Raw genomic sequence first — 24,658 nt, forward strand, 5'->3', positions numbered from 1 at the left:
TTGGATGGTACATGGCTCGTCGTACACCTTCTCAACTGAATATGCTGCTCGCCGTCGATAAGCCGGTGGGCTGCACGTCCCACGATGTGGTTTCGCAATGCCGGCGCGCCCTCCATGAGCGGCGCGTCGGCCATGCCGGCACGCTCGACCCCATGGCATCGGGTGTCATGGTGGTGGGTGTGGGCCAGGCCACCCGTCTGCTGGGCATGCTGACCCTCGATACCAAAAGCTATGTCGCCGACATTTCGTTTGGCGCCGAGACCAATACCGATGATGCGGAGGGCGAGGCGGTCCGCACGGTGGCTGTTGCCAACGAGCTCCGCGATCCTGCCTATGCCCGTGAGCGCTTGGCCGCTATGCTGGGTCCGCAGATGCAGGTGCCGCCGGCGTTTTCGGCTATCTCGGTCAATGGCGTTCGCGCCTACAAGTCTGCTCGCGAGGGCAATGCGGTGGACCTACCTCCGCGCCCCGTCGAGGTCTATGCCGCCGGCCTGATCGCCGTGGGAGGCGAAGGTGATACGTGTGTGTGGACCGTGGCGTTCTCGGTGAGCAAGGGCACCTATATCCGTGCGCTCGCTCGCGACTTGGGCCGCGCCTGCGAGAGCGCCGCGCACATTTCCGCGCTGCGCCGCACGGCCTCCGGTGTTGTTTCCATTGGCGCCTGTCATGCGGTCGAGGAGCTTTCTCCCGAGTCCGCGCCTGGCTTTGCCCTGGATCCCATTGCGGCCCTGGGCGCCACGCGTGTTGACTTGCCGGGCAATCTTGCCGAAGACCTGCTCTGCGGCCGACGCATTCCCGTTGAGCGTGCGCTTGCCGATTTCGATGCTTCGAAAGCGCCGTTTGCGCTGGTGCTCGATGGGGGACTCAAGGCGCTCGCCCGCATCGAAAGTGGCCGCTTTGTCATGGAGCACGTGTTTCCGCAGGCAATCGGCGGTGTTCGATGATGTTGTCCGCTCGCGAGCTCGCGCGTATCTTTTTTGAAGGCGAGTCGGACGAGGCTCGCATCGTCACTGCCGATGCGTTTGATGAGTGCGAGCACTTGGGTGCTGCCTCGATCGCCATTGGCGTGTTCGATGGCGTTCACCGTGGACACCGGGAACTCATCGAAGCGCTTGTCCGTGATGCCCGTGCCCATGGCTGCAAGGCGGTCGTGGTCACTTTCGATCCCGATCCGGACGTTGTGGTGAGTCCTTCGCCCGCTCAAAAATTGATGACGACGGCCGACCGTCTACATGCCTTGGCTCAGACCGGGGTCGATGCGGTGGTGGCCGTTCCCTTTACGCCTGAGGTTGCGGCACTCGACCATGTTGCTTTTCTCTCGCTGGTGTCGCGTCTGGTCGACATTCGCTCGATTCGCGTTGGCAGCGACTTTAGGCTGGGTCGTGGCGGTGCTTCTGGTGTTGACGAGATGCGCACCTGGGGTGCCGAGCGCGGCGTTGACGTATACGGGCACGACCTGCTTTGCGAGGGCGGTGAGGCCATTTGCGCCACCCGCATTCGTCATGAGCTGGGACAGGGCCATGTGGAGCTTGCTGCTGAGTTGCTCGGCCGCCCGTATATGCTGCGTGGCGGTGTTATTCGTGGCCGTCACGAGGGTTCTGACATGGGCTTTCCCACGGCTAACCTGCAGGTTCCCGACGGCATTCAGGTGCCTGCCGATGGCGTGTATGAGGGCCTGGTGCTCGTTGATGACACCGTATGGCCTGCTGCCGTTAACGTCGGCCTGCCGCCGACGTATGCCGACGATGCCGCTTCATCGCATCTCGAGGCTAACTTAATTGGTTATACGGGCGACCTGTACGGCGCTTCCGTTTCGCTGGCGTTTACGCGCTGGCTGCGTCCCTCGCGTGTGTTCGATTCGCTGGATGAGTTGATTGCGACCGTCGAGGGTAATATCGAGGACATTCGTCACAACTTGGGTGAGCAGGGGGTGGGCATCCGTGATTAGCGATGAGGAAAAAGACCAGGTACGCGCTGCGTCCGACCTAGTTGCCATCGTGCAGGAAACGGTTGAGCTCAAGCCCCGCGGCCATGAGTTTTGGGGCTGCTGCCCCTTTCATGGCGAAAAGACTCCGTCCTTCCACATTATTCCCGCCACGCAGGTGTGGCATTGCTTTGGCTGCGGCGAGGGTGGCGACGTCTTCACCTATATCATGAAGCGCGAGAACCTGAGCTTTCCCGAGTCAATCCGTTATTTGGCCGATCGTGCAGGTATTGAGCTGCACGACACCGGAGATCGCCGCGAGCGCGGTACCAAGCGTGCCCGCATCTACGATCTGTGTGCCGAGACCGCCCAGTTCTACCACACCATGCTTATGCGCGGTAAGGATGGCCGTCCACGTGAGTACTTTGCCAGCCGCGGCATGGGTGGCGACGTCTGCCGCCGCTACTGCCTGGGCTTTGCGCCGGGTCGTAATATGCTGGTGGCTCATCTGTCGCAGGCGGGCTTTACTCCGCAGGAGATGATCGACGCCAACGTTGCCGTGAGTCGAGGGCGCGGGCAGCTTGCCGACCGCTTCTACGACCGCGTGATGTTCCCCATCTTTGACGAGCAGGGTCACAACATCGCCTTTGGCGGTCGCATCATGGGTGACGGCCAACCCAAGTACCTCAACACCGCCGAGACGAGCGTGTTTCATAAAAAGCGAAACCTCTACGGCTTTAATTGGGCCAAGGAGTTTATCGTCGCGCAGGATACCGCCATCGTGGTAGAGGGCTATACCGACTGCATCGCCTGTTGGGAGGCGGGGATTAAAAACGTTGTCGCTACGCTGGGCACCGCGCTCACGGAGCATCACGTCAAGACGCTCACCCGCTTTGCCAAGCGCATCGTGTATATGTTTGACGGCGATGCCGCGGGCCAGAAGGCCGCCCGTCGCGCGATTCAGTTTATCGAGCAGGATTCGATGGACCTGCGCTGCGTGGTGCTGCCTGACGGCAACGATCCCATGGAGTTCATCACGGCCCACGGCGGAGAGGAGCTGCAGAAACGCATTGACGCCGCCGAGCCGCTCATGGACTTCGTGTACCGTTCGCTGCAGGAGTCGAGCGACATCACCACGCCGGGCGGTCGCGCCAAGGCGCTGGAGGATGCGCTCACGCTCATCTATCCGCTTCGTGACAGCTATATGATCGATACGTACTTTATCCAGATTGCCGATCTGCTGGGTTTGGATTTGGAGACCGTGCGTGCGAGCTCGGGCCGTGTGTTTCGCGATGTCGCCAAGCGCGAGGATGCGGAACGACGTCGTGAGCAGAGCTTTGAGCGCCAGCGGGCACAGGCTGAGCGGTCCGGCGGGACGGGCAGTCGGGCGTCGAGTTCTCGCGATGCCGGTCGCGGCGCTTGGGCATCGGGCGCGACGCCGTCGGTGTCCGCGCCGGTCGAGGAAGAGCCGTACGACTACGTCCCACTCGATGCCTACGGTGCCGCGCCCGTGGAGGTCGTCGACGATCTGCCGCCAATCGATGTGCCTGATGGTATGGGTGCTGTGCCTGTGACTGATGGTTCGGGCGCTCCGGCTGCGGCGGCGCCGATGGTTCTTACTGATCTTGAGCGCAAGTCCTTGGCAGGGGAGCGCGAGCTGTTGACGATGCTCACGAGCTACCCCGACCTGTTCCGCACGTATGCCGACCGCATCTGCTCTATCGAGTGGGTTGACCCACGTCACGAGTCCATCGCATGGGCCGTTCTGGCAACGCCGCCGGGAACCGATCCTGCAGCCTGCATGGATGCGGCGCGCTCGGTCTGTCCCGAGGCGGCAACGCTTGTGAGTGCCGGGCGCATCTCCGCGACGAGCAAGCACCCCACCGAGACGAACATCGTGTTCATGCTCGATACGCTCGAGCTCTACACCATCAAGCGCCGCATGCGTGCCGCACAGGCCAAGCTGCGCCAGGACCGTTCGCTCGATGATGAGGCCCGTCGCGCGCTGACCGTGCAGGCCGCGCAGGATTCGCAGCGTCAACGCGAGCTGCAAAAGTCTATCGGCGGCGTGGCGGACCCGTTCCGTTTGATCGGTCTGGAGGCCGCAGGCACCGAACAGGCCTAGATGTTGTGGTCAACCAGCGTATTCTCGCCTATATCCAGTCCTCTTTTTGGGTATAGACGCCTATGTGTGTGCTAAAGTATTGAGTCCTGTGGACTATGAAGGGAGAATCTGTGCCAAAAAAGACTGAGAGCACGGGTACTGGGCTGGAATCCTACGTTGCAAAGCTCATGGGCAACGGCTCAAACAGGACTTCGGTAACCGAGGACGAGATTCAGGTCGCCCTGAAGGATATCGATGTTTCTGACGAGCAGCTCACCGCGGTGTATTCCGCGCTGCGCAACAGCGGCATCCAGATTATCTCCGCGAGCGGAAACGACGACGCCCCCATGGACGTCGACGATGACGATAACGATACCGATACTGACGATTTCGATGACGACGACGAGCACGATTCCGGCTCGCTCGACGATCACGAGCTCAAGATGGCCCGTCAGGCCGACGCCGAGATGGGTTCTTCCAAGAGCAAGAAGAAGCGCACCGTGCGCACGTCCCGTTCACGCTCCCGCGTGCGTGGCATCGATGCCTCCACGGTGATGCTGACCGGCGATCCGGTTCGTATGTACCTCAAGGAGATCGGCAAGGTCGACCTGCTGACCGCCTCCGAAGAGGTCGATTTGGCCATGAAGATCGAGGCCGGTCTCGAGGCCACCGAGAAACTCGAGGTCGCCGATGCCGGCGAGCTCGAGCTCACGCGTGCCGAGATGCGTCGTCTTACGCGCATTGAGAACGTCGGCCTCGAAGCTAAGCAGGCACTCATCAGCGCAAACCTGCGTCTGGTCGTCTCCATCGCCAAGCGTTATGTCGGCCGCGGCATGCTGTTCCTTGACCTGATCCAGGAGGGTAACCTCGGTCTGATTCGCGCCGTCGAGAAGTTCGACTACCAGAAGGGCTTCAAGTTCTCCACGTACGCCACGTGGTGGATCCGTCAGGCCATTACGCGCGCTATCGCCGACCAGGCCCGTACCATCCGTATTCCCGTGCATATGGTCGAGACTATCAACAAGCTCGTCCGCGTGCAGCGCCAGCTCCTTCAGGACCTGGGTCGCGACCCGACCCCCGAGGAGATCGGTGCCGAGATGGACATGAGCGCCGACCGCGTCCGCGAGATCCAGAAGATCTCGCAGGAGCCCGTGTCGCTTGAGACCCCCATCGGCGAGGAAGAGGATTCCCAGCTGGGCGACTTTATCGAGGACTCCCAGGCTATCGTTCCGCCCGATGCCGCCAGCTTCTCCATGCTGCAGGAGCAGCTCACTCAGGTGCTCGACTCGCTTGCCGATCGTGAGCGCAAGGTTATCGAGCTGCGCTTTGGCCTTGTCGACGGGCATCCCCGCACGCTCGAGGAGGTCGGTCGCGAGTTTGGCGTCACGCGCGAGCGTATCCGCCAGATCGAGTCCAAGACTTTGGCCAAGCTCCGCCACCCCAGCCGCAGCAGCAAGCTCAAAGACTACATCGAGTCTTAGGGTTACGGCGTTCTACCGAACGCCGTAACTGGCCGACGCTGCAAACCCGCCAGAGCGGCAATCTGCCTTTCAACTTCGGCGGCATGACCAAAAGGTCAATGCCGCCTTGTTTCAAGGCACCTTGCTCGCTCTGGCGGGTTTTCGCTGTCCGTCCTCTATCTGCGGCGTTGCTATGGCTGTCAGTTGTGCGACAGTTTGGGGGTGGTTATTGGGGACAGACTTAAATGAGTAGTCGTTGGGGACGTTCTTGAATGACTAGTCGTTTAAGAACGTCACCAATGACTAGGCGGAGAAAAATTCTTAAAAAAGTTCTTGCCCTGAGCTGATTCGTCCGTATAATAAACTTCGTTGCTTGAGAGCACGCACCTATTCCTCGGTAGCTCAATGGTAGAGCACGCGGCTGTTAACCGCGCTGTTGTAGGTTCGAGTCCTACCCGGGGAGCCAGAATTTCTCAGCCCATTCCGCTGGGCTTTTTAATTCCTCGGTAGCTCAATGGTAGAGCACGCGGCTGTTAACCGCGCTGTTGTAGGTTCGAGTCCTACCCGGGGAGCCAGGTTGTAGAACCCGTCGCTTATGCGGCGGGTTTTTTCATGCCGCGACCACTTGACTCAAACGTTGCCATATCAACATTTCGTGTCGAGGATGTAATCCCGCGACCCATCACCTCAACATGGCGCGGTCGTTGTAGAATATTGCAATGATTGCTCCCACGACATGGTGCCGTGAGCACCAGATAAGGAGATTCTTGTGTCTGAGACCATTAACGGCAGCCTGAGCGTCTCGAACGACGTTATTGCCGATATTGCCGGTTATGCCGCGATGACATGCTATGGCGTCGTCGGTATGGCTGAGCAGCTCCAAGGCGCCGAGAGCGTGCGCCTGCTTGCCGGTCAGCGCCTCCGCAAGGGCGTGCTTGTCTCCGCCGACGAGAACGGCCTTACGGTCGATCTTCACGTCGTGCTCGAGAACGGCGTCAACATGAAGTCCGTCTGCCACAATCTTTCGAGCTCCGTTGCCTTCACCCTGCAGGAGATCGCTCAGATCGACCCCGCCAGCCTTAAGATCGGCATCCATATCGACGCGCTCAAGAGCCGTCTGAACTAGCATCCGAAAACGGAGATTCAAATACCCATGATTGCAAAGACCATTCGCACCTGTTTTCCGATCGCTGCGGCTGCCGTTTCCGACAAGGCCGAGGAGATCAACAAGCTCAACGTCTTCCCCGTACCCGATGGCGATACCGGCACCAACATGTCGCTCACGCTCGCCTCGGTGACCAAGGAGCTCTCCGCCCTTCCTGCCGACGCCGACATGGAGGCCATCGCCGGTGCCATCACCCATGGCTCCCTGATGGGTGCCCGTGGCAACTCCGGCGTCATCACCTCGCAGATTCTGCGTGGTGTGGCCGAGGGCCTTGTCTCTGCCGATGAGCCCATCACTTCCGCCAACATCGCCTATGCGTTCCGCCGAGCCGTCAAGGTTGCCTTCCAGGCAGTGCGTAAGCCCATCGAGGGTACGATCCTCACGGTGCTGCGCGACGTCTCGACCAAGGCAGACGAGTGCGAGAAGAAGAAGTTCTCGGCCGAGGACGCGCTCGACGCCATCGTCGTCGAGGCCTATCAGTCCGTCGCCCGTACGCCCGACCTGCTGCCCGTTCTGAAGGAGAACGGCGTGGTCGACTCCGGCGCCTTTGGATTTGCCATCTTCCTTGAGAACTTTGTTGCCGCCGCGCTTGGTCGCAGCACCGTTGTCGAGGATTTCTCCGCCACGTTTGACTCCGCTGGCTCTGCCCGCGACGCGGCCCTCGACCGCGTTGAGATCGAGGCCAACGACGACTGGGAGGGCTCGGAGTTCCGTTACTGCAATGAGTTCCTGTTTAAGGCAGACGCCCCGTTTGACGAGGACGAGTGCCTTAAGTTCCTGGGCTCCATGGGCGACTGCGAGCTACTCGTGGGCGCTTACCCCGATTACAAGATTCACGTGCACTCCAACACCCCCAACCTGGTGCTCGAGCATATGCTGCAGCTTGGTCAGATTTACGAGGTCTTTATCCACAACATGGAGATGGAGGCCCACGACCGTACCGCCAAGATCCACGAGGACCAGGAAAAGGCCGCCGAGCCCGCCAAGGCGCTGGGCTTTGTCGCCGTTGCCGCCGGTTCCGGCGAGGCAGACATCCTCAAGTCCCTCGGCGTCGACGTGATCGTGTCGGGTGGTCAGACCATGAACCCCTCGACTGCAGACTTGCTGGGCGCCGTTGACCAGGTCAACGCGACCTCGGTCATCATCCTGCCCAACAACGGCAACATCCGCATGGCTGCCGAGGCCGCTGCCTCAGCCTGCACCGACAAGAAGGTAGCCGTCGTTCCCACCAAGACCGTCCCGCAGGCCTTCTCCGCGCTGTTCGCGGTCCTGCCCGATTCCGAGCTCGAGGATGCCGTCGCCGCTATGGTCGACGCCATCAGCGAGGTTCGCGATGGCGAGGTCACCCGTGCCGTGCGCGATTCCAGCGCCTCCGACGGCTCGCCGATTCACTCCGGTGACGTCATGGGTATCATCGCCGGCTCCATCGACGTGGTCGGCTCCGACGTGAAGCAGGTCACGCTCGATTGCATCAACCGTATGCAGGAGGAAGAGGAGGGCGACGCGCTGACGATTCTGGCCGGCGAGGAACTGTCCGATGAGGCCTTCCAGGAGATCGTAGACGCCATTGAGGAGGCTCAGCCCGATTTGGAGATCGACGCCCATCGTGGCGAGCAGCCGCTCTATCCCGTGATCTTCTCGATCGAGTAGGCTCTGCCCATGTCCGAGCTGTGCTCCGTGCCGCGCGTCTCGGAGCGCTTTGCCCAGAGCAATGCGCTCGACGAAGATATCGCGCGACTCAAATATGTTTCAGGTAAACGTGAGGAGGCCCTTCGCCGTCTGGGAATTCGGACGGTGGGGGACCTCCTTCTCCATATCCCTCATCGTTACCTCGACTTTACTCGTTCGTGGTCCATCGAGATGGCGCCCATCGGTACCGTGTGCACTATCATCGCCACGGTCGACCGCATCGTCCAAAAGCAGCCGCGTCCGCGCATGCAGGTGACCGAGGTCTCACTCGTTGACGAGACGGGCGTGCTACAGGTCGCCTTTTTCCGCCAGCCCTGGATTGCCCAGCAGCTTAAGCAGGGCGACCGCCTGGCCGTGATGGGCAAGGTTGAGTTTGCCTACGGTTTTAAGCAGATGGCCTCGCCGCACTTTGAAAAGCTCGAGGAAGGGCGTGCCGCAGGCACTATCCTGCCGGTCCATTACGTCAGTGATGGCGTGAGCCAGGCGTGGATGCGCCGCATCGTAAGCGGCGCGCTCGAGGTCGTCGGCAATCCCTTTGATCCCATTCCGGCACGCTTACGCGTTAAGCGTCGCCTGATGAGCAATGCTCGTGCGCTTCGATCGATCCACTTTCCCTCGAGCATGGCTGAGCGCGACATCGCACGCCGGCGTCTTGCCTACGAGGAGTGTCTCTACCTGCAGCTGGCGCTGCGTCTGCGCAACGACGGCGGCCTGGTCGATGTGGTGCCCTATGCCCACACCGCGGGCGAGCACCTGGTCGCGCTCAAGCAGGCCCTGCCGTTTTCGCTGAGCGACGAGCAGGAGGCCGCGTTCCAGGATATCCTGCGCGATATGTGCGATGGCGGGCGCGTGATGAACCGCCTGCTGCTGGGCGATGTCGGTACCGGTAAGACCGCCGTTGCCGCCTGCGCGCTGGCTGTGGCTGCCGATGGCGGTACGCAGGCCTGCGTTATGGCGCCCACGGGCGTGCTGGCGCGCCAATATGCCGATAAGACCGGCCCCTTGCTCTCGCAGGCTGGCATGACCTGGGCGCTCCTGACGGGCGCCACGCCGGCGGCCGAGCGCGAGCGGATCCATGCCCAGCTGGAATCGGGCGAGCTCGATGTCCTCTTTGGCACCCACGCGGTGCTTTCGGATAACGTGGCGTTTAAGCATCTGTCGCTCGTGGTCATCGATGAGCAGCACCGGTTTGGCGTCGGCCAACGCAACGCCCTGCGTGCGAAGGGCCCTGGTGCCGATCTACTCGTTATGACGGCAACGCCCATCCCACGTACGCTGGCGCTTTCGGTCTACGGCGATCTGGACACGAGCATCATCCGCCATCGGCCCGTCCCTGGCGCTGGCGTGATGACACGCGTGCTTACCGAGTCGAGCCGCGACCTTGCCTATGGCGCCATCCGCGAGGCGCATGAAAAGGGTCAGCAGGCCTACGTGATTTGCCCGCTCGTGGAGCCGAGTGACTCGGTCGATGAGCTGGAAGACGTGCCCGGTATTGCCCGCGACGATGAGGGCCGCGTGACGGTTCCCGTGCCGCTGCACGATACGGCGACCGAGCTCGATCGCCTGCGTCTGGCGTTGCCGGGCCTTGCCATCGAGCGCCTTCACGGCCGTATGCCAGCGGGGGAGAAGGACCAGGTTATCGATGCCTTCAAGCGCGGCGAGATCGACGTGCTCGTCTCGACTACGGTGGTCGAGGTGGGCGTCGACGTGCCCAACGCCACCGTCATGGTCATCGAGAACGGTGAGCGCTTTGGCTTGGCGGCCCTGCACCAGCTGCGCGGCCGCGTGGGCCGCGGCAGCGTGTCGGGCACCTGCCTGGTCATGACGCACTCCAAGGGCAACGGCGGCGCTTCGGCGGCGCAAGAGCGTCTCCAGTCGCTCGAAAAGACCTCGGACGGCTTTACGCTCGCCCAGATGGACCTTCGTCTGCGCCACGAGGGCGAAATCCTGGGGTACCGCCAGCATGGCGGTGTGACTCTGCGCTTTGTCGACCTGGATGCCGACGAGGAGCTGATCGAGTGGGCCCATTTGGACGCGGTCGAGCTCTTGCGGTATGCTTGCAACCTTGACTCCGTGGCGACGCGCCCCCTGCGCGATGCGGTCGCCATGCGATATCGACACATTTTTAAGGAGGTCAGCGGAGGATGAGAATCATCGGCGGCGAATGGCGCGGTCGTAAGATCGAGGAGCCCCGTGGTCGCGATGTCACCCGCCCCACGACCGATCGCGTGCGCGAGGCATGCGCATCTATGGTCATGTCGGCATTCGACTTCGATCTGGACGAGGTCCGCGTGCTGGACGCTTTTGGCGGCTCCGGTGCCTTAGGGTTAGAGATGCTCTCACGTGGTGCCCGCTCACTCACGACGTTCGAGATCGATCGGAATGCCGCGCGGCTCATTACCAAGAATATCGAGTCGCTCTGCCGTGACCGTGCGCGTTGGCGCGTGGTAACGGGCGACATGCTGGCGAGCGCCTCGCGCGGTCGTGTGCCGGGCGGCCCCTTTGATCTGGTCCTGCTCGACCCGCCCTATGCTTTTGGTGCCGAGCCGGTCGAGATACTGCTGCAGAACCTGGCTCAGCAGGGCCTGCTTGCACCTGGCGCTTATGCCCTGTTTGAGCATGCCGCCGCCGATGCGGGCGCGCATCCGGCAGGCTTTGAGATCGTGCGCGAGAAGCGCTACGGCATTACCTCGGTCGACCTGCTTCGTTGGGTCGGCGATGACGATAGTGAGGAAGATTGCGCCGGCACCGATGCTTACAACAACGATGCCATGACGGTTCAGGAGAACGCCCATGAGTGACACCATCAACCGCGTGATCGTCCCGGGCACCTTCGATCCCATCACGTTTGGCCATATCGACGTCATCCGCCGCGCCCGCCGCATCTTTCCCAGCGTGATCGTCGCTGTCGCCGAGTCGCAGGGTAAAAACGGTGTGGGCACCACGTTTATGCTCGATGAGCGCGTGGCGCTGGCTCGCGAGGCGCTCGGTGATATCGACGGCGTCGAGGTCCTGCCCTTTACCGGCCTCTTGGTCGACTTCGCTCGCGAGCAGGGGGCGGGGGCCGTGGTCAAGGGCCTGCGCGCCATGACCGACTTTGAGTACGAGCTGCAGCAGGCAGACCTCAACTATCGCTTGGATAACGAGTTGGAGTCCATCTTTGTCATGAGTGCGCCGCAGTACGGCTATATCTCGAGTTCGGTCGTTCGCCAGATCGCCTCGCTCGGCAGCGATGTATCGACGTTTGTCCCGCCCAACGTGGTCGAAGCGCTCAGACACCGCTTTTCGTGACGTTTTTTATTGCCTGGTGGCATGTGGTAAACTAGCACGATGATATGTTACCTATGAAAGGAGACTGGATGCCGGGCGAGAATTTTCCTGGCGATAGGATCGTCAGCTTGGTCGATGAGCTCGAAGGGCTGATCGAGGAAGCCAAGCCGCCTTTCGGCAAGAACGCTCAGTTCAAGGTCATCGACGCCGACGTGTTCTTCAACATCCTCGACGAGATCCGCATGAGCTATCCCGAGGAGTGGCAGAAGTCCCGCCGTATCCTTAAGGAGCGCGAGGAGCTTATGGCTTCCGCCGCCGCTCAGGCCGATTCCATCATCGCCGACGCTCAGCAGCAGGCCCTCACCATTGCCGGTGAGCAGGAGATCGTCCGCTTGGCACAGCAGCAGGCCGACGACATCCGCGATCGTGCCCAGCAGTACGAGCGCGAGACGCGTTATGCTGCCGAGGACTACGCAGAGCAGGTCTTTACGCACCTGGAGGAGAACCTCAAGAGCCTGACCGGCACCGTTACCCGTTGCCGTCAGCAGCTCAACGAGGGTGCCGCCCAACAGAATGGTCAGTGGTAATGGCTGAGTTCCCGAGCGTTACCGTCGATCTTTCTGAGCAGCTCGAGTTTCCTGGTGATTCGTATCCGCTGACCGGCAAGGTCGATGTTGCCACCTACACGGTGGGCGAGAAGGAGTACCAGCTACAGGACGGCATCGACTACGACGTTGTCTTTACCAATGCCGGTACCGGTGTCTTGCTCACGGGCATGGTCCGCGCGCACGCCACCGGCGAGTGCGACCGTTGCCTGGAGCCCGCCTCGTTTGATATCGCTGGCGAGATCGAGGAGTTCTACCTCTTCGAGGAGCCCGAGGATCCCGAGGCCTACGAGGACGGCTACGAGCTCCTGGGTGAGGACCGCATCGTCGATCTGGGTGAGCCCATCAACGACGCGGTCGTCATGGACACGCCGTTTGTCGTTCTGTGCAAGCCCGATTGCCGCGGCCTGTGCCCCACTTGCGGTTGCAATCTCAACGTCGAGCAATGCGATTGCGCCGCCCAGGCAGAGGCAGAATGGGCCGCTGCCACGGAAAATCCATTTGCAGCATTGAAGAATCTCAAGCTCGACGAGTAAAACTGTGGTAGTATCGCTACTTGCGCGTAATCGCCACACTGGATAGTTCATAAGGAAGGTCACTATGCCCGTACCTAAACAAAAGCAGGGTCGTATCCGCACTCACACCCGTCGTTCCGCCAACATGAAGATCTCGGCTGCGGCTCAGTCCACGTGCCCCCGTTGCGGCGCTGTCAAGCTTCCGCACCACGTGTGCCCCAGCTGCGGTTTCTACAAGGACCGCGAGGTTATCGTTACCGAGTAACGGTATACTCTGGATGCGATGCCGTTCCAAATGGAACCACAATGGCCGGCTCAATGAGTCGGCCATTTTTGTATAAGGAGTATGTATATGAGTAACGTTCGCGTTTGTGTAGACGTTGTGGGCGGAGACGAGAAACCTCAGGTTGTTCTCGATGGTATCGAGGCTGCGCTTGCCGCCGATCCCGATATCGAGGTCCTGGCAGTCGGTCCCGCCGAAATCGTCAATCCCTTTGCCGCGGCCCATGCGCGTGTGGAGGCTCTGGAAGCCCCTGACATTATCGCCATGGATGACGATCCCATTCGCGCCGTGATGACCAAGCGCAAGTCCTCGATCGTGCTTGCCTGCCGCGCCATCAAAAAGGGCAACGCGGACGCGTTTTTCTCCGCCGGCTCCACCGGCGCCATGACCGCTGCCGCGACCGCCTACGTCACACCGTTTAGATATATGGCCGAAGGCAAGAAGCAGCCGGTGCGCCCCTGTTTGACCAATGCGCTGCCCAATCGTGCCGGCGGCCTGACGGTGCTGTGCGACATGGGCGCCAACCCCGATGTCGAGGTGGACGACATGGTGCGTTTTGCCCAGATGGGTAGCGCTTATGCCCGCGTTGTCCTGGGCATCGAGCATCCTCGCGTGGGCTTGCTTGCCAATGGCACCGAGGACGAGAAGGGCTCCAACTTTACCAAGGCGTGCTTCCCGGCCATGAAAGCCGCCGTTCCCGGCTTTGTGGGTAACTGCGAGGGAACGGACATCACCTCCGGTAACTTCGATGTCGTCGTTGCCGATGGCATGTCGGGCAATATTGCGCTCAAGGCCACCGAGGGTGCTGCCAAGTTCTTGCTGCAGGAACTCAAGGGCGTCTTTATGTCTTCGCTTGGCACCAAGATCGCCGCGCTGCTCATTAAAAAGCAGATGCGCGAGATAAAGGCCAAGCTTTCGGGCGACGCCAAGGGCGGCGCGATTCTTTTGGGCTTGCGCGGCGTGGTCCTGATCGGCCATGGCGCCACCTCGGTCGAGGCTGTTAAAAACGGTACGCTCGCGGCGGCCGAAGCCGTGCGCGCAGGGCTGGTCGAGAACGTTGCCAACTCCATGGACGGCATCGTTTTGTAAGAGCGAGTTAGAGCGCTGTTATGTGCCTCGCGGCCTGCTTCGTGGGGTAGAATCAGAACCGTGTCTTGGTACCGCCCGGGCGGTACCATTCTTTTGGTATTCATGCACTATGAGAGGAAGCGCTATGGACCGCTCCGAAATCTTCGACAAGATCGCCGAGGTCGCTGCTGACGTTCTGGGCGTCGATGTTGCCGAAATTAGCGATGAGACCACCTTTGACGACCTCGATGCCAACTCGCTCGAGCGCCTGCAACTGGTTACGGCTATCGAGGACGAGTTCAATCTCGAGATCGATGACGAGACCCTGCTCTCGCTCAACTCTGTCGCCGACGCCGTCGACGCGATCGAAAACGCCAGGGAGGCTTAGGTCTTGGCTTTATCCGAACGACTTACGCGCGCCCAGGAGATTCTGGGCCACGAGTTCAATGACAAGGTGCTGCTGCGCGCGGCCCTTACGCATCCTTCGGCCGTCGAAGGCCAGCCAGTCTCGGCAAGCTACGAGCGCCTTGAGTTCTTGGGTGATTCCATTTTGGGCGCCGTTGTCGCACGCTCCCTGTTTGTGTCCTATCCGGAGTTTGACGAGGGCAAGCTCACGCGCCTGAAGGTGTCCCTTGTCTCGGGCGCCACGCTGTCCGAGGTGTCGCACGAGCTGGGTATCGATGACATCATCATCTTTGGTGCCTCCGAGACCGGTACCGGCGCGCGCGGCCTGCACTCGGCGCTCGAGAACGTCTACGAGTCGCTCGTGGGCGCGCTGTATCTGGACGCCGGCTGGGATGCCGCGGCGGAGTTTATCCACCGTACGCTCAAGCCGCATTTGGCTTCCGAGCGTGCCGAGCATCCTGCAAACCCCAAGTCGTTTTTGCAGGAGTGCGTGCAGGCCGACGGCCACGAGCCTCCCGCGTACAAGCTGGTCGGCTCCGAGGGCCCTGCGCATGCGCCCACCTTTACCGCCGTGGTGTTGATCGATGGTATTCGCCAGGGTCGCGGCTCCGGCTCCTCAAAGAAGGAAGCCGAGGGAGCCGCTGCACTCGAGGCACTTGACCGCATGGGCTACACCACCAACGGCGTGATTCTCAACAAGAAGCCTGTTTAAGCGAGGAACCGTGTATCTCAAGTCCCTCACGCTCAAAGGGTTCAAGTCGTTTGCCGACCGCGCCCATATGACGTTTGAGCCGGGCCTGACCGTCATCGTCGGTCCCAACGGCTCGGGAAAATCGAACATCTCTGACTCGATTCTGTGGGTCCTGGGCGAGCAGAGCGCCAAGCAGCTGCGCGGCCAGGCCATGGAGGATGTCATCTTCTCGGGCTCGTCAGCGCGCAAGCCGGTGGGTGTCGCCGAGGTCACGCTGGTGCTCGATAACTCGGACCATATGCTGCCCGTCGACTTTGACGAGGTCGCCATCACCCGTCGTATGTATCGCTCGGGCGAAAGCGAGTACCTCATCAACTCGAGTCCGTGCCGCCTGATGGACATTCAGGACATCCTGCACGATTCGGGTCTGGGTAAGGATACGCATTCCATCATCAGCCAGGGCAAGCTCGACGCCATTTTGCAGAGCCGCCCCGAGGAGCGCCGCGCCCTGATCGAGGAGGCTGCCGGCATCTCCAAGCACAAGCGCCGCAAGGAGCGTGCGCTCAAAAAGATTAAGTCGATGGACGAGCACTTGACGCGTGCCCGCGACATCAATAAGGAAATCGCCCGTCAGCTGCGACCCCTGGAGCGTCAGGTCGATCGCGCGCGCAAGTACAAAGAGCTTTCCTCGCGCGCGAACGAGCTTACGCAGATGCTAGCCGTCGACGAGCTGCGTTCGCTGCAGTCGCAGTGGAACGACCTGGAGAGCCGCTCCAAGGAAGGTGCCGCCGAGCTGGAGCTTGCGCAGTACCGCTTGGGCGAAAAGGAACGCGAGCTCGAGAAGCTCCAGGTCATGCTCGAGGAAAAGGGCCTGTTTGTGGGCGATCTGGGCGAGCGGCGCCGCCATATGCAAGACGTGGTCGGCCGCATTAACTCCGATATGCGCCTGCTCGAGGAAAAGGGCCACAACATGGTGTCGCGCCTGTCCGACATGCGCGGCCAGATCTCGAGCTCCGAGCATCAGCGTCGTCGCGTGGTCGAGGAGCTCGAGGACGCGCGTGCGCAGCTTGAGGAAGTGACCGGCGCGCACATGCAGGCCCAGGAGGACGTTGACGCCGCTGGTCCTGCCGCCGCTCAGCTCCACGAGCGGCGCGTGGCGCTCGACAATCAGATTTCGCAGCTTACGCGTGAGCAACGCGATGTGCAGCGTGTGGCCGATAACGCGGCGCTCGAACTCGCCAAGGTGAAGGACTCGCTGAGCAACGCCGAGGTCGAGGACAACATGTACGCCTCACGCCTGGAGCAGATCGACGAGCAGCTCGAGGAAGTCACGGCCTCACTCGAGAGCCGTCGCGACCGCGCTGAGGAGCTCGACAGTGCACTTGATCAGGCCCGTCAAGCCCAGATTGATGCTCGCGAGGCTACCGAGGTCGCCCGTGCAGCCCTTAAGGACCTGCGTGCCCGCGAGAGCGAGGCGCGCAACAAACTGTCCGAGGTGCGCTCGGAGCTTGCCAGCCAAAAGAAGCTCGATGCCCGCATGGCTGACAGCTCGCCGCTGGTGAGCCGTCTGATGGGTGCGCTGGGCGACGATGTCTCGGGTCGTCTGGGCGACGTGCTCGAGGCCCCGCGTGAGCTTGAGGGCCTGGTTGAGCAATTGCTCGCCGGCGATATCGATGCGCTGCTGTTCGACGATGCGTCCGCGCTTGAGCGTGCCGGTCGTGCCGCTCTGGACCAGAAGAAGGCCTCGGGCGAGGCGCTGCTGGTCGCGCGCGGTGTGAGCGCCTCTGCTGCCGCTAAGGGCGCTGCCGGTTCCCGCCTGGTCGATTGCCTGTCCGTGCGTGCGGGCTACGGTCCGGTCGTCGAGGCACTGCTCGGCGGCTATTACGTTGTCGATGACTTGGCTGCCGCACTGGCCGCGCCCGTCGTTGACGGTGTGACCTACGTGACGCCCGATGGCGCCCGCGTGAGCTGTGGTGGCCTGGTGCGTGTGGGGCTCGATGCCGGCGAGGCTTCGGGTGCCTTGGAGCGCAAGCGCCGCATCCGTGAGCTCGAGGGCTTGGAGCCCGATCTGGCTGCTATCTTTGAGCATGTTTCGGACCAAGTCGTTGAGGCCAACGTCGCCGTCGAGGAGGCCCGTGCCGCCGAGGGCGATGCCGCTGGCGAGATCGCCCGTCTTGAGGGCGAGCGTCGCTCCCTGTTGTCCGAGATCGGCCGTCTGGAGCAAAGCGCCAACAATGGCGAAGTCGAGCGCGTGCGTATTTCCAAGCGCCGCGAGCAGGCTGCCGAGGCCGTTCGTGCCGCACGCCCGCGCGTGGATGAACTTACCCGTTCGCGTGACGAGGCCCGTGCGCAGGCGAGCGACTTAGGCTTGCAGATTGCCGAGGCCAATGACGAGCTCGACCGCGTGCGCCGTGACGATTCCGAGGCCGCCGGTAAGCTCGCCGACGCTAAGGTACGCCTGGCTCAGACGAGCGAGCGCCTGCGTTCGCTGAAGGGCCGCGTGCCCGATCTTGAGCATCGTATGGAGGGTATCGACCGTCGTATCCGCGGGACGCGTCAGGCCTCGCGCTCGCTCGAGCTGCTGCGCCTTCGCGTCGATCCCATGCACGAGCGCTATTCGGCCCTGCTGGAGTGCGCGTCGGATTGGGCTGCGCGCCTGCGCGACCAGGCGTCGCTCGAGGAGGCGGACTCGGCCTCGCTCAAGAAGACCATCGAGGACGCCAAGACCGAGGTCGCCCGCGCTAAGGAGAAGGTCGATACCGCCACCGCCACGCAAAACGAGTTTAAGGTCGCGCGTGGCAAGCTCGAGGTGCAGGTAGAGGCCGCCATTAAGGCCATTACCGCCGATGGCAACACGGTGCTCGAGGAAGCGCTCATGCTTCCCGCGCCCACGGACCGCGATGCCGCCGAGCGCGAGCTCAACCAGCTTGTGCGCCAGATCAACAACCTTGGTCCCGTGAACCAAGTTGCCATGGAGGAGTACGATCAGCTCAAGCGCCGTGCCGATTACATCGAGGAGCAACTTGCCGATCTGGAGAGCGCGCGCAAGGCGCTCACCAAGATCACGGTGGCCATCGACCGCAAGATGCGCAAGGCGTTCCTGGTGACGTTTGAGAAGGTTGATGCGAACTTCCGCGAGATCTTCGCCATGCTCTTCCCGGGCGGCCAGGCTCATCTGGAGATGACCGACCCCGAGCACCCGGCCGAGACGGGTATCGAGGTCGTGGCCCAACCGCGCGGCAAGCGCATCACCAAGATGATGCTCATGTCGGGCGGCGAGAAGAGCCTGACGGCGCTCGCCCTGCTCTTTGCCGTATACCGTACGCGCACGGTGCCGTTCTATGTGCTGGACGAGGTCGAGGCTGCGCTCGACGACGCCAACCTGTCCAAGCTCATCGGCGCCCTCGATGTGCTGCGTTCCGATACGCAGCTCTTGGTAATCTCGCATCAGCGCCGTACTATGGAGGATGCTGACGTCCTCTACGGCGTCTCGATGCAAGCCGACGGCGTCAGTCGCGTCGTCTCGCAAAAACTCGATCGCGAAACTGGAAAGGTCGTGAATGCATAATGGGATTCTTTGACGCACTCTCGCGCGGACTTGAGCGCAGCCGCGAGGCCCTCAACGAGGTCTTCTACTTTGGCGGCGAGGTCGACGAGGATTTTTGGGAGGATCTTGAGGACACCCTCGTCATGGGTGACATGGGCGCCGAGGTCGCCATTCAGGTCTCCGATGACCTGCGTGACGCCGCCGCCAAGAAGAACCTCAAGACCGCCCCGCAGCTTCGTCGCGCCCTGGCCGAGCAGCTCGAGGGCCATTTTGTGCCTGTTGAGCGCGACCCGTTTTCCGATACGCCGAGCTGCGTGCTGTTTGTCGGCATCAACGGTGCCGGCAAGACCACCACGGTCGGCAAGATTGCGAGCGCCATGGCCGCCCGCGGCAAGAACGTGGTGATCGGTTCGGCCGACACTTTCCGCGCTGCCGCCATCGAGCAGCTTGATGTGTGGGGTCAGCGTGCCGGTGTTCCCGTCATCAAGCGTGACCGCGGCTCTGATCCGGCGAGCGTGTGCTATGACGTGCTCGACGAGGCCGATAAGCGCGGCAGCGACCTGGTGCTTATCGACACCGCCGGTCGTCTGCATACGAGCCCCGAGCTCATGCGCGAGCTCGCCAAGGTGGTCAACGTGACGCGTAAGCGCGCCGCCAATATGGCCGCCGGTCCCATGCCGGTCTCGGTCGTGCTTGTGATCGATGCCGCCACCGGCCAGAACGGTCTGAACCAGGCGCTCGAGTTTAACGAGGCGCTGGGCCTGGACGGTATTATCATGACTAAGCTGGACGGCACGGCTAAGGGCGGTATCGCCATGGCCGTGGCCGAGAAGCTCAAGCTCCCGATCCTGCGCATCGGCGTGGGCGAGCAGGTCGATGACCTGCAGGAGTTTAACGCCAAAGATTTCTGCCGCGCCCTGGTGGGCGAGTCCAACTAAGGAGTGACTAGTGTTTGATTCTCTGAGCGATCGCCTCAATGACACATTTGACCGCCTGCGCGGCAAGGGTAAGCTGACCGAGGCCGATATTACTTCGGCCATGCGCGACATTCGCATGGCGCTGCTCGAGGCCGACGTCAATTTTAAGGTCGTCAAGGAGTTCGTCGCCAAGACCAAGGAGCGCTGCATGACCGCCGAGGTCATGGAGTCGTTGTCGCCGGCGCAAAACGTCGTCAAGATCGTGCTCGACGAGCTCACCGAGATGCTCGGCTCAACCGAGAGCAAGCTCGTCTTTAGCAACCGCATTCCCAATGTCATTATGCTCGTGGGCCTGCAGGGCTCCGGTAAGACCACGGCAGCCGTAAAGCTTGCCTACCTGCTCAAGAAGCAGGGCCGCTCGCCGTTGCTCGCAGCGTGCGACGTCTACCGTCCCGCCGCTGCCGACCAGCTGGCCACGCTCGGTGGCGAGATTGGCGTACCGGTCTTCCGCGGCGACGGTGCGCACCCGGTCGACATTGCCAAGGGTGCCATCCAGGAGGCCGTCGACCACCTGCGTGACGTGGTCATCGTCGATACCGCCGGTCGTCTTCAGATCGACGAGCAGATGATGCAGGAGGCCGTTGACATCAAGAAGGCCGTCAAGCCCGACCAGGTGCTGATGGTCGTCGACGCCATGACCGGCCAGGACATCGTCAACGTCGTCTCGACCTTTGCCGATCGCACCGACTTTGACGGCGTGATCATCTCCAAGCTCGACGGTGACGCCCGTGGCGGTGGCGCACTTTCGGTACGTCAGGTGACCGGCAAGCCCATCAAGTTCGTGAGCATGGGCGAGAAACCCGATTCGCTTGAGCCCTTCTATCCCGATCGCATGGCCAAGCGCATCTTGGGCATGGGCGATGTCGTCGGCATCATCGAGAAGGCCCAGGAGGCCGCCGATGCAGAGCAGCTCGAGGCTGCCGAGCGCATGCTGCGCGAGGGATTTACCATGAACGACATGCTCGACCAGATGAAAGCCGTCAAAAAGATGGGCGGTATGAAGGGTATCCTGGGCATGCTCCCCGGTGGTCAGCGTGCACTCAACCAGATGGGCGGCAACCTGGACGAGGGCATCTTCGATAAGAACGAGGCCATCATCATGTCGATGACCAAGGAGGAGCGCCTGCGTCCCTCCATCATCAACGGCCAGCGCCGCGCCCGCATTGCCAAGGGTGCCGGCGTAACCCCCACCGAGGTCAACAGCCTTATGAAGCAGTGGGGCGAGATGAATAAGATGATGGGCCGCATGCGCACGATGGCCAATCAGGCGCAGGCCGGCGGCAAAAAGGGCAAAAAGGGAAAGAAGGGCAAGAAGATGCGCATGCCCAATATCCCTGGCCTGGACGCTATGGGTCTGGGCGGCATGGGCGGCCTAGGTACGGGCGGTCCCAAGTCCGATATGGAGCTGCTGCGCCAGATGGAAGCGCAGATGCGTAATAAGAAATAGAGCTGTAATTCCAGCTTGATATGGCAAAGGCCACTCGGAAGCTAGCGGGTGGCCTTTGTTGTTGGCTTTGATTGTTGGGTTGCGTTCGGCTTCGCGTCCCGAGCTCGCGGTGCCGTGCCGTTAGTGGCAGCCGCAGCCCTCATGGCCTTCGTGGTCGTGGTGGCCGTGGCAGCCGCAGGACCCGCCATGCTCATGGGTGTGCTCGTGGTCGTGGCTGTGGCAGCCGCACGTGGCCTCGCCGTTCTGTGCGAGCGTGCCGGCGATAAGGGCCTCGACGCAAGCGTCGCAGCTGCCCTGGGCACCTGCGTATACCGTGATGCCGGCTTGGGCAAGCGCGTTGATAGCGCCTCCGCCGATGCCGCCGCAGATGAGCGTGTCCACGCCGCCGTTGGCGAGCAGGCCCGCAAGTGCGCCGTGGCCGGTGCCGCCGGTGCCCACGACCTGCTCGTTGAGCACCTTGCCGTCCTGAACGTCGTAGATCTTGAACTGCTCGCTGCGGCCAAAGTGCATAAAGATGTTGCCATTGTCGTACGTGGTTGCCACCCTCATGGTGCCGACCCCCTTTGCTGGCCATGCGGCCGTTGTCGTGGTGATGGGGGAGTACGCGATATTGCCGCCTTCGATGATGAGCGCCCGACCATTGACCAACGCGTTTGCCACCTTGCGATGCGCTCGGCTGCAAATAGCCGCCACCGTGGCGCGCGCGATGCCCATCTGCTGTGCGACTGCCTCTTGGTTAAGGCCTTCCAGGTCGCACAGGCGCAGCACCTCGAGTTCGTCGACCGTCATGTCGATGGCGTCTCCACTGGCAAGGCCGTCGGGGGTAAAGCCGCGATATTCGGGGATGATCCCAACACGGCGCAATTTCTCGCGTCTTCCTGCCATACGTGCTCCTTATCTGACATATGTCAACAATAGAATAACGAACGTGCAGATTTACGCAAGAGATTTCTGGCATATGTCAGAAAACAAGGGCTTATGTTTGGGCTGTGGGGCCGCGTGCGCCTGGGCTACAATGAATCTCGCTTGTAGGCGACTGACAGGAGGGTCAATGAGCAAGGCTGATCAACAGTTTGTAACCATGTGCCGCGATATTCTGGACCATGGCACCACCACCGAGGGCCAAAAGGTCCGTCCGGTGTGGGAGGACGGCACCCCTGCCTATACCATTAAAAACTTTGGCGTTACGGCACGCTATGACCTGCGTGAGGAGTTTCCGGCGCTTACCCTGCGTCGTACGGCCCTCAAATCTGCCATGGATGAGATCCTATGGATCTATCAAAAGAAGTCCAATAACGTGCATGACCTCAACAGCCATATTTGGGATGAGTGGGCTGACGAGACCGGCTCCATCGGTAAGGCCTACGGGTATCAGATTGGGCAAAAGAGCCATTATGCCGAGGGCGATTTCGACCAGATGGACCGCGTTCTGTACGACCTTAAGAACACGCCGTACAGCCGCCGCATTATGACGAATACCTATGTGTTTAGCGATTTGTCCGAGATGCACCTGTATCCGTGCGCCTACAGCGTGACGTATAACGTGACGCAGCGCCCGCAGGATGACAAACTGACGCTCAACATGATTCTCAACCAGCGCAGCCAGGACATTTTGGCCGCGAACAACTGGAATGTGTGCCAGTACGCCATCTTGCTGATGATGGTCGCGCAATCGGTCGATATGATTCCCGGCGAGCTGCTACATGTGATTGCCGATGCCCACATTTACGACCGTCATGTCGATATCGTCCGCGAGCTTATCGAGCGTCCGCAGTTTGCCGCGCCCAAGGTAACGCTTAACCCCGATGTGCATGACTTCTATGCGTTTACGACCGACGACCTGATCGTCGAGGGTTATGAGCACGGCCCGCAGGTCAAGAACATCCCCATTGCGGTGTAGGTGACGCGCATGACGTGTAAGCTTTCTGCCATTGTCGCCGTGTGCGATGACTGGGGCATTGGGTGCGAGGGCGACATGGTGGTGTCCAATCGCGCCGACATGCGCCATTTTGTGGCGTGCACCAAAGGGTGCCCGGTTATTATGGGACGCAAGACCCTGCTGAGTTTTCCCGGTGGGCGTCCGCTCAAGAACCGCCGCAATATCGTGCTCACGCGTGACGAGAGCTTTGCCGCCGAGGGCGTCGACGTGGTGCATAGCGTCGACGAAGCGCTCGCCGTGGTTGCCGATGAGCCCGTTGCGTGGGTGATCGGCGGTGGCGAGGTGTATCGTCAGTTTTTGCCGTGCTGCGTGGAGGCCGAGGTCACGCATAACCACTGCGTCCATCCCGTGGACACGTACTTTCCCGACTTGGACGCCGATCCCGCGTGGGAGATTGCGCGGCGTGGCGGGGTTGCCACGATTGCCTCGGGCGAGGGTGACGAGGGTCTCGATTATGAGTTCGTGACGTATCGTCGCGTTGAGGCATAAATCGCCTGGCGTGAACGGTATCATCGGGTTGATTGAATGCATGGGGCGGCGCTTAGCGTCGCCTCGTTTGGTATAGATGTGCTGTAAAGAAGGGTGCGGGCTGGCTGCTATGACTGATGCCGTTGAGGTGCTGCGAATCGATTCGCTCGAGGACGAGCGGCTCGATGCCTACGTGCGACTGACCGAGCGTGAGCTTCGCTGCGTGCTGGAGCCGCAGAAGGGCATTTTTATCGCCGAGAGCGCCAAGGTCATCGAGCGTGCGGTTCGCGCCGGATACGAGCCGGTGAGCTTTCTTTTGGGCGAACGCTGGCTCGATCAGATGATGCCGCTGTTTGAGCGCCTGGTTGTGCGCGAGGGCGCGGGTCCGGTTCCTGTGTTCGTTGCCTCCATGGAGCTCATGGAGCAGCTGACGGGTTTTAACGTGACGCGCGGTGCGCTCGCGGCATTCCGTCGTCCACGCCAGATTCCGGTAGCCGAGTTCTTGAGTGGCGTCGTCGAGGCGGCGGGTGAGCGCCCGGTGCGCGTGTGCGTGCTCGAGGGCATTGTCGACCACACCAATGTCGGCGCGATTTTCCGCTCGGCTGCCGCATTGAATGTTGACGGTATTTTGGTCAGCCCTACGTGCTGTGACCCGCTGTACCGTCGCTCGGCCCGCGTGAGCATGGGCACGGTGTTCCAGGTGCCCTGGACGCGCATTGGCAGCGAGGCGCGCGTATGGCCGCATGATGGGCTGGCGGCGCTGCACGATGCCGGCTTTTCGTGTGCCGCCATGGCGTTGACGGATGATTCGGTGTCGCTGGACGATCCCGTGCTGCAGGAGATTGACCGCCTAGCGATCTTTATGGGTACCGAGGGTGCCGGCTTGGGCACCAAGACCATTGCCGGCTGCGACCGAGCCGCGCGCATTCCGATGGCGCACGGGGTCGATTCACTCAACGTTGCCGCTGCGAGTGCCGTCGCCTTTTGGCAACTGTGCCCGCATGTGAGCAACGAGTACCACTACCAGCCGGGGCTGTATCACTAGGCAAATATTTCGCACCGGGCTCTGGTTCGGGACGTTTCGGCCGACGTCGGTCGGTG

General features: G+C 61.7%; 22 protein-coding genes and 2 tRNA genes. 23 read left to right on the top strand and 1 reads right to left on the bottom strand.

What is annotated here, in order from left to right; all coding sequences use genetic code 11:
- The first annotated feature begins 11 nt into the window (after positions 1-11).
- The 20 genes from truB to ffh all read left to right on the top strand — a co-directional run bounded on the left by truB (position 12) and on the right by ffh (position 21,150).
- On the top strand, positions 12-944 hold the full coding sequence (truB, locus tag DWZ52_RS01140) for a tRNA pseudouridine(55) synthase TruB (protein ID WP_117635119.1): 933 nt from the start codon (positions 12-14) through the stop codon (positions 942-944).
- The gene (ribF, locus tag DWZ52_RS01145; protein WP_233540502.1) at positions 941-1,948 is read left to right on the top strand and encodes a riboflavin biosynthesis protein RibF; all 1,008 of its coding nucleotides are present in this window, start codon (positions 941-943) and stop codon (positions 1,946-1,948) included. The genes truB and ribF overlap by 4 nt, the downstream gene beginning before the upstream one ends.
- Entirely contained in the window at positions 1,941-4,049 is a 2,109-nt protein-coding gene (dnaG, locus tag DWZ52_RS01150) for a DNA primase (protein ID WP_117776299.1), read from the top strand. The genes ribF and dnaG overlap by 8 nt, the downstream gene beginning before the upstream one ends.
- Before the next feature lie 110 nt (positions 4,050-4,159).
- Positions 4,160-5,509 carry an RNA polymerase sigma factor RpoD gene (gene rpoD / locus DWZ52_RS01155; RefSeq protein WP_118384697.1) on the top strand — a complete coding sequence of 450 codons (1,350 nt, stop codon included), beginning with the start codon at positions 4,160-4,162 and terminating at the stop codon, positions 5,507-5,509.
- A 370-nt stretch (positions 5,510-5,879) separates the two neighbouring features.
- A tRNA-Asn gene (locus tag DWZ52_RS01160) sits at positions 5,880-5,954 on the top strand.
- Between the two features lie 34 nt (positions 5,955-5,988).
- Positions 5,989-6,063: transfer RNA gene (locus DWZ52_RS01165), tRNA-Asn, on the top strand.
- Positions 6,064-6,257: 194 nt separating this feature from the next.
- Positions 6,258-6,614 carry an Asp23/Gls24 family envelope stress response protein gene (locus DWZ52_RS01170; protein ID WP_022093773.1) on the top strand — a complete coding sequence of 119 codons (357 nt, stop codon included), beginning with the start codon at positions 6,258-6,260 and terminating at the stop codon, positions 6,612-6,614.
- Positions 6,615-6,641: 27 nt separating this feature from the next.
- Positions 6,642-8,303 (top strand): DAK2 domain-containing protein, encoded by a 1,662-nt coding sequence (locus DWZ52_RS01175; protein ID WP_117655401.1) that lies wholly within the window; start codon positions 6,642-6,644, stop codon positions 8,301-8,303.
- A 9-nt stretch (positions 8,304-8,312) separates the two neighbouring features.
- The gene (gene recG / locus DWZ52_RS01180; RefSeq protein ID WP_118384698.1) at positions 8,313-10,490 is read left to right on the top strand and encodes an ATP-dependent DNA helicase RecG; all 2,178 of its coding nucleotides are present in this window, start codon (positions 8,313-8,315) and stop codon (positions 10,488-10,490) included.
- The gene (gene rsmD, locus DWZ52_RS01185) at positions 10,487-11,143 is read left to right on the top strand and encodes a 16S rRNA (guanine(966)-N(2))-methyltransferase RsmD (protein ID WP_117716043.1); all 657 of its coding nucleotides are present in this window, start codon (positions 10,487-10,489) and stop codon (positions 11,141-11,143) included. The genes recG and rsmD overlap by 4 nt, the downstream gene beginning before the upstream one ends.
- Entirely contained in the window at positions 11,136-11,633 is a 498-nt protein-coding gene (coaD, locus tag DWZ52_RS01190; protein WP_117716044.1) for a pantetheine-phosphate adenylyltransferase, read from the top strand. Before rsmD ends, coaD begins: the two co-directional genes overlap by 8 nt.
- Before the next feature lie 68 nt (positions 11,634-11,701).
- The gene (locus tag DWZ52_RS01195) at positions 11,702-12,199 is read left to right on the top strand and encodes an ATPase (RefSeq protein WP_040358176.1); all 498 of its coding nucleotides are present in this window, start codon (positions 11,702-11,704) and stop codon (positions 12,197-12,199) included.
- Complete coding sequence (locus DWZ52_RS01200) at positions 12,199-12,753, top strand: DUF177 domain-containing protein (protein WP_055309521.1); 555 nt, start codon at positions 12,199-12,201, stop codon at positions 12,751-12,753. The genes DWZ52_RS01195 and DWZ52_RS01200 overlap by 1 nt, the downstream gene beginning before the upstream one ends.
- Before the next feature lie 64 nt (positions 12,754-12,817).
- Positions 12,818-12,997, top strand: a complete 180-nt coding sequence (gene rpmF / locus DWZ52_RS01205; RefSeq protein ID WP_022094017.1) for a 50S ribosomal protein L32 — start codon at positions 12,818-12,820, stop codon at positions 12,995-12,997.
- Positions 12,998-13,084: 87 nt separating this feature from the next.
- Positions 13,085-14,104 carry a phosphate acyltransferase PlsX gene (plsX, locus tag DWZ52_RS01210; RefSeq protein WP_118384699.1) on the top strand — a complete coding sequence of 340 codons (1,020 nt, stop codon included), beginning with the start codon at positions 13,085-13,087 and terminating at the stop codon, positions 14,102-14,104.
- Positions 14,105-14,228: 124 nt separating this feature from the next.
- A complete protein-coding gene (locus DWZ52_RS01215; RefSeq protein ID WP_055309519.1) occupies positions 14,229-14,471 on the top strand; it encodes an acyl carrier protein in 243 nt (80 codons plus the stop codon).
- Positions 14,472-14,474: 3 nt separating this feature from the next.
- Positions 14,475-15,200 carry a ribonuclease III gene (gene rnc, locus DWZ52_RS01220; protein ID WP_117639314.1) on the top strand — a complete coding sequence of 242 codons (726 nt, stop codon included), beginning with the start codon at positions 14,475-14,477 and terminating at the stop codon, positions 15,198-15,200.
- Between the two features lie 10 nt (positions 15,201-15,210).
- Entirely contained in the window at positions 15,211-18,747 is a 3,537-nt protein-coding gene (gene smc / locus DWZ52_RS01225; RefSeq protein WP_118384700.1) for a chromosome segregation protein SMC, read from the top strand.
- Positions 18,747-19,664, top strand: coding sequence for a signal recognition particle-docking protein FtsY (ftsY, locus tag DWZ52_RS01230; RefSeq protein WP_117564147.1), 918 nt, complete (start codon positions 18,747-18,749; stop codon positions 19,662-19,664). The genes smc and ftsY overlap by 1 nt, the downstream gene beginning before the upstream one ends.
- A gap of 10 nt (positions 19,665-19,674) precedes the next feature.
- Positions 19,675-21,150 carry a signal recognition particle protein gene (ffh, locus tag DWZ52_RS01235; RefSeq protein ID WP_117816780.1) on the top strand — a complete coding sequence of 492 codons (1,476 nt, stop codon included), beginning with the start codon at positions 19,675-19,677 and terminating at the stop codon, positions 21,148-21,150.
- Between the two features lie 120 nt (positions 21,151-21,270).
- Here ffh and DWZ52_RS01240 read toward each other — a convergent pair whose 3' ends face one another.
- Positions 21,271-22,035 carry a NifB/NifX family molybdenum-iron cluster-binding protein gene (locus tag DWZ52_RS01240; protein WP_117647331.1) on the bottom strand — a complete coding sequence of 255 codons (765 nt, stop codon included), beginning with the start codon at positions 22,033-22,035 and terminating at the stop codon, positions 21,271-21,273.
- Between the two features lie 166 nt (positions 22,036-22,201).
- Between DWZ52_RS01240 and thyA the strand changes: the two genes are divergently transcribed.
- The 3 genes from thyA to DWZ52_RS01255 all read left to right on the top strand — a co-directional run bounded on the left by thyA (position 22,202) and on the right by DWZ52_RS01255 (position 24,602).
- Positions 22,202-23,050 carry a thymidylate synthase gene (gene thyA / locus DWZ52_RS01245; protein ID WP_118256090.1) on the top strand — a complete coding sequence of 283 codons (849 nt, stop codon included), beginning with the start codon at positions 22,202-22,204 and terminating at the stop codon, positions 23,048-23,050.
- Between the two features lie 9 nt (positions 23,051-23,059).
- On the top strand, positions 23,060-23,578 hold the full coding sequence (locus DWZ52_RS01250; RefSeq protein ID WP_117639324.1) for a dihydrofolate reductase: 519 nt from the start codon (positions 23,060-23,062) through the stop codon (positions 23,576-23,578).
- Positions 23,579-23,687: 109 nt separating this feature from the next.
- Positions 23,688-24,602, top strand: coding sequence for an RNA methyltransferase (locus DWZ52_RS01255; protein WP_117798127.1), 915 nt, complete (start codon positions 23,688-23,690; stop codon positions 24,600-24,602).
- Positions 24,603-24,658: the final 56 nt, after the last annotated feature.

The organism is Collinsella sp. AF33-16 (genome assembly GCF_003475325.1).
Taxonomy (GTDB): domain Bacteria; phylum Actinomycetota; class Coriobacteriia; order Coriobacteriales; family Coriobacteriaceae; genus Collinsella.

What these genes read in the sequence shown, in the direction of transcription:
- truB (WP_117635119.1), top strand. Translation starts at nt 12, where the DNA reads ATGGCTCGTCGTACACCTTCTCAACTGAATATGCTGCTCGCCGTCGAT.
- ribF (WP_233540502.1), top strand. Translation starts at nt 941, where the DNA reads ATGATGTTGTCCGCTCGCGAGCTCGCGCGTATCTTTTTTGAAGGCGAG.
- DWZ52_RS01175 (WP_117655401.1), top strand. Translation starts at nt 6,642, where the DNA reads ATGATTGCAAAGACCATTCGCACCTGTTTTCCGATCGCTGCGGCTGCC.
- recG (WP_118384698.1), top strand. Translation starts at nt 8,313, where the DNA reads ATGTCCGAGCTGTGCTCCGTGCCGCGCGTCTCGGAGCGCTTTGCCCAG.
- rsmD (WP_117716043.1), top strand. Translation starts at nt 10,487, where the DNA reads ATGAGAATCATCGGCGGCGAATGGCGCGGTCGTAAGATCGAGGAGCCC.
- coaD (WP_117716044.1), top strand. Translation starts at nt 11,136, where the DNA reads ATGAGTGACACCATCAACCGCGTGATCGTCCCGGGCACCTTCGATCCC.
- DWZ52_RS01195 (WP_040358176.1), top strand. Translation starts at nt 11,702, where the DNA reads ATGCCGGGCGAGAATTTTCCTGGCGATAGGATCGTCAGCTTGGTCGAT.
- DWZ52_RS01200 (WP_055309521.1), top strand. Translation starts at nt 12,199, where the DNA reads ATGGCTGAGTTCCCGAGCGTTACCGTCGATCTTTCTGAGCAGCTCGAG.
- rpmF (WP_022094017.1), top strand. Translation starts at nt 12,818, where the DNA reads ATGCCCGTACCTAAACAAAAGCAGGGTCGTATCCGCACTCACACCCGT.
- plsX (WP_118384699.1), top strand. Translation starts at nt 13,085, where the DNA reads ATGAGTAACGTTCGCGTTTGTGTAGACGTTGTGGGCGGAGACGAGAAA.
- DWZ52_RS01215 (WP_055309519.1), top strand. Translation starts at nt 14,229, where the DNA reads ATGGACCGCTCCGAAATCTTCGACAAGATCGCCGAGGTCGCTGCTGAC.
- ftsY (WP_117564147.1), top strand. Translation starts at nt 18,747, where the DNA reads ATGGGATTCTTTGACGCACTCTCGCGCGGACTTGAGCGCAGCCGCGAG.
- DWZ52_RS01240 (WP_117647331.1), bottom strand. Translation starts at nt 22,035, where the DNA reads ATGGCAGGAAGACGCGAGAAATTGCGCCGTGTTGGGATCATCCCCGAA.
- thyA (WP_118256090.1), top strand. Translation starts at nt 22,202, where the DNA reads ATGAGCAAGGCTGATCAACAGTTTGTAACCATGTGCCGCGATATTCTG.
- DWZ52_RS01250 (WP_117639324.1), top strand. Translation starts at nt 23,060, where the DNA reads ATGACGTGTAAGCTTTCTGCCATTGTCGCCGTGTGCGATGACTGGGGC.
- DWZ52_RS01255 (WP_117798127.1), top strand. Translation starts at nt 23,688, where the DNA reads ATGACTGATGCCGTTGAGGTGCTGCGAATCGATTCGCTCGAGGACGAG.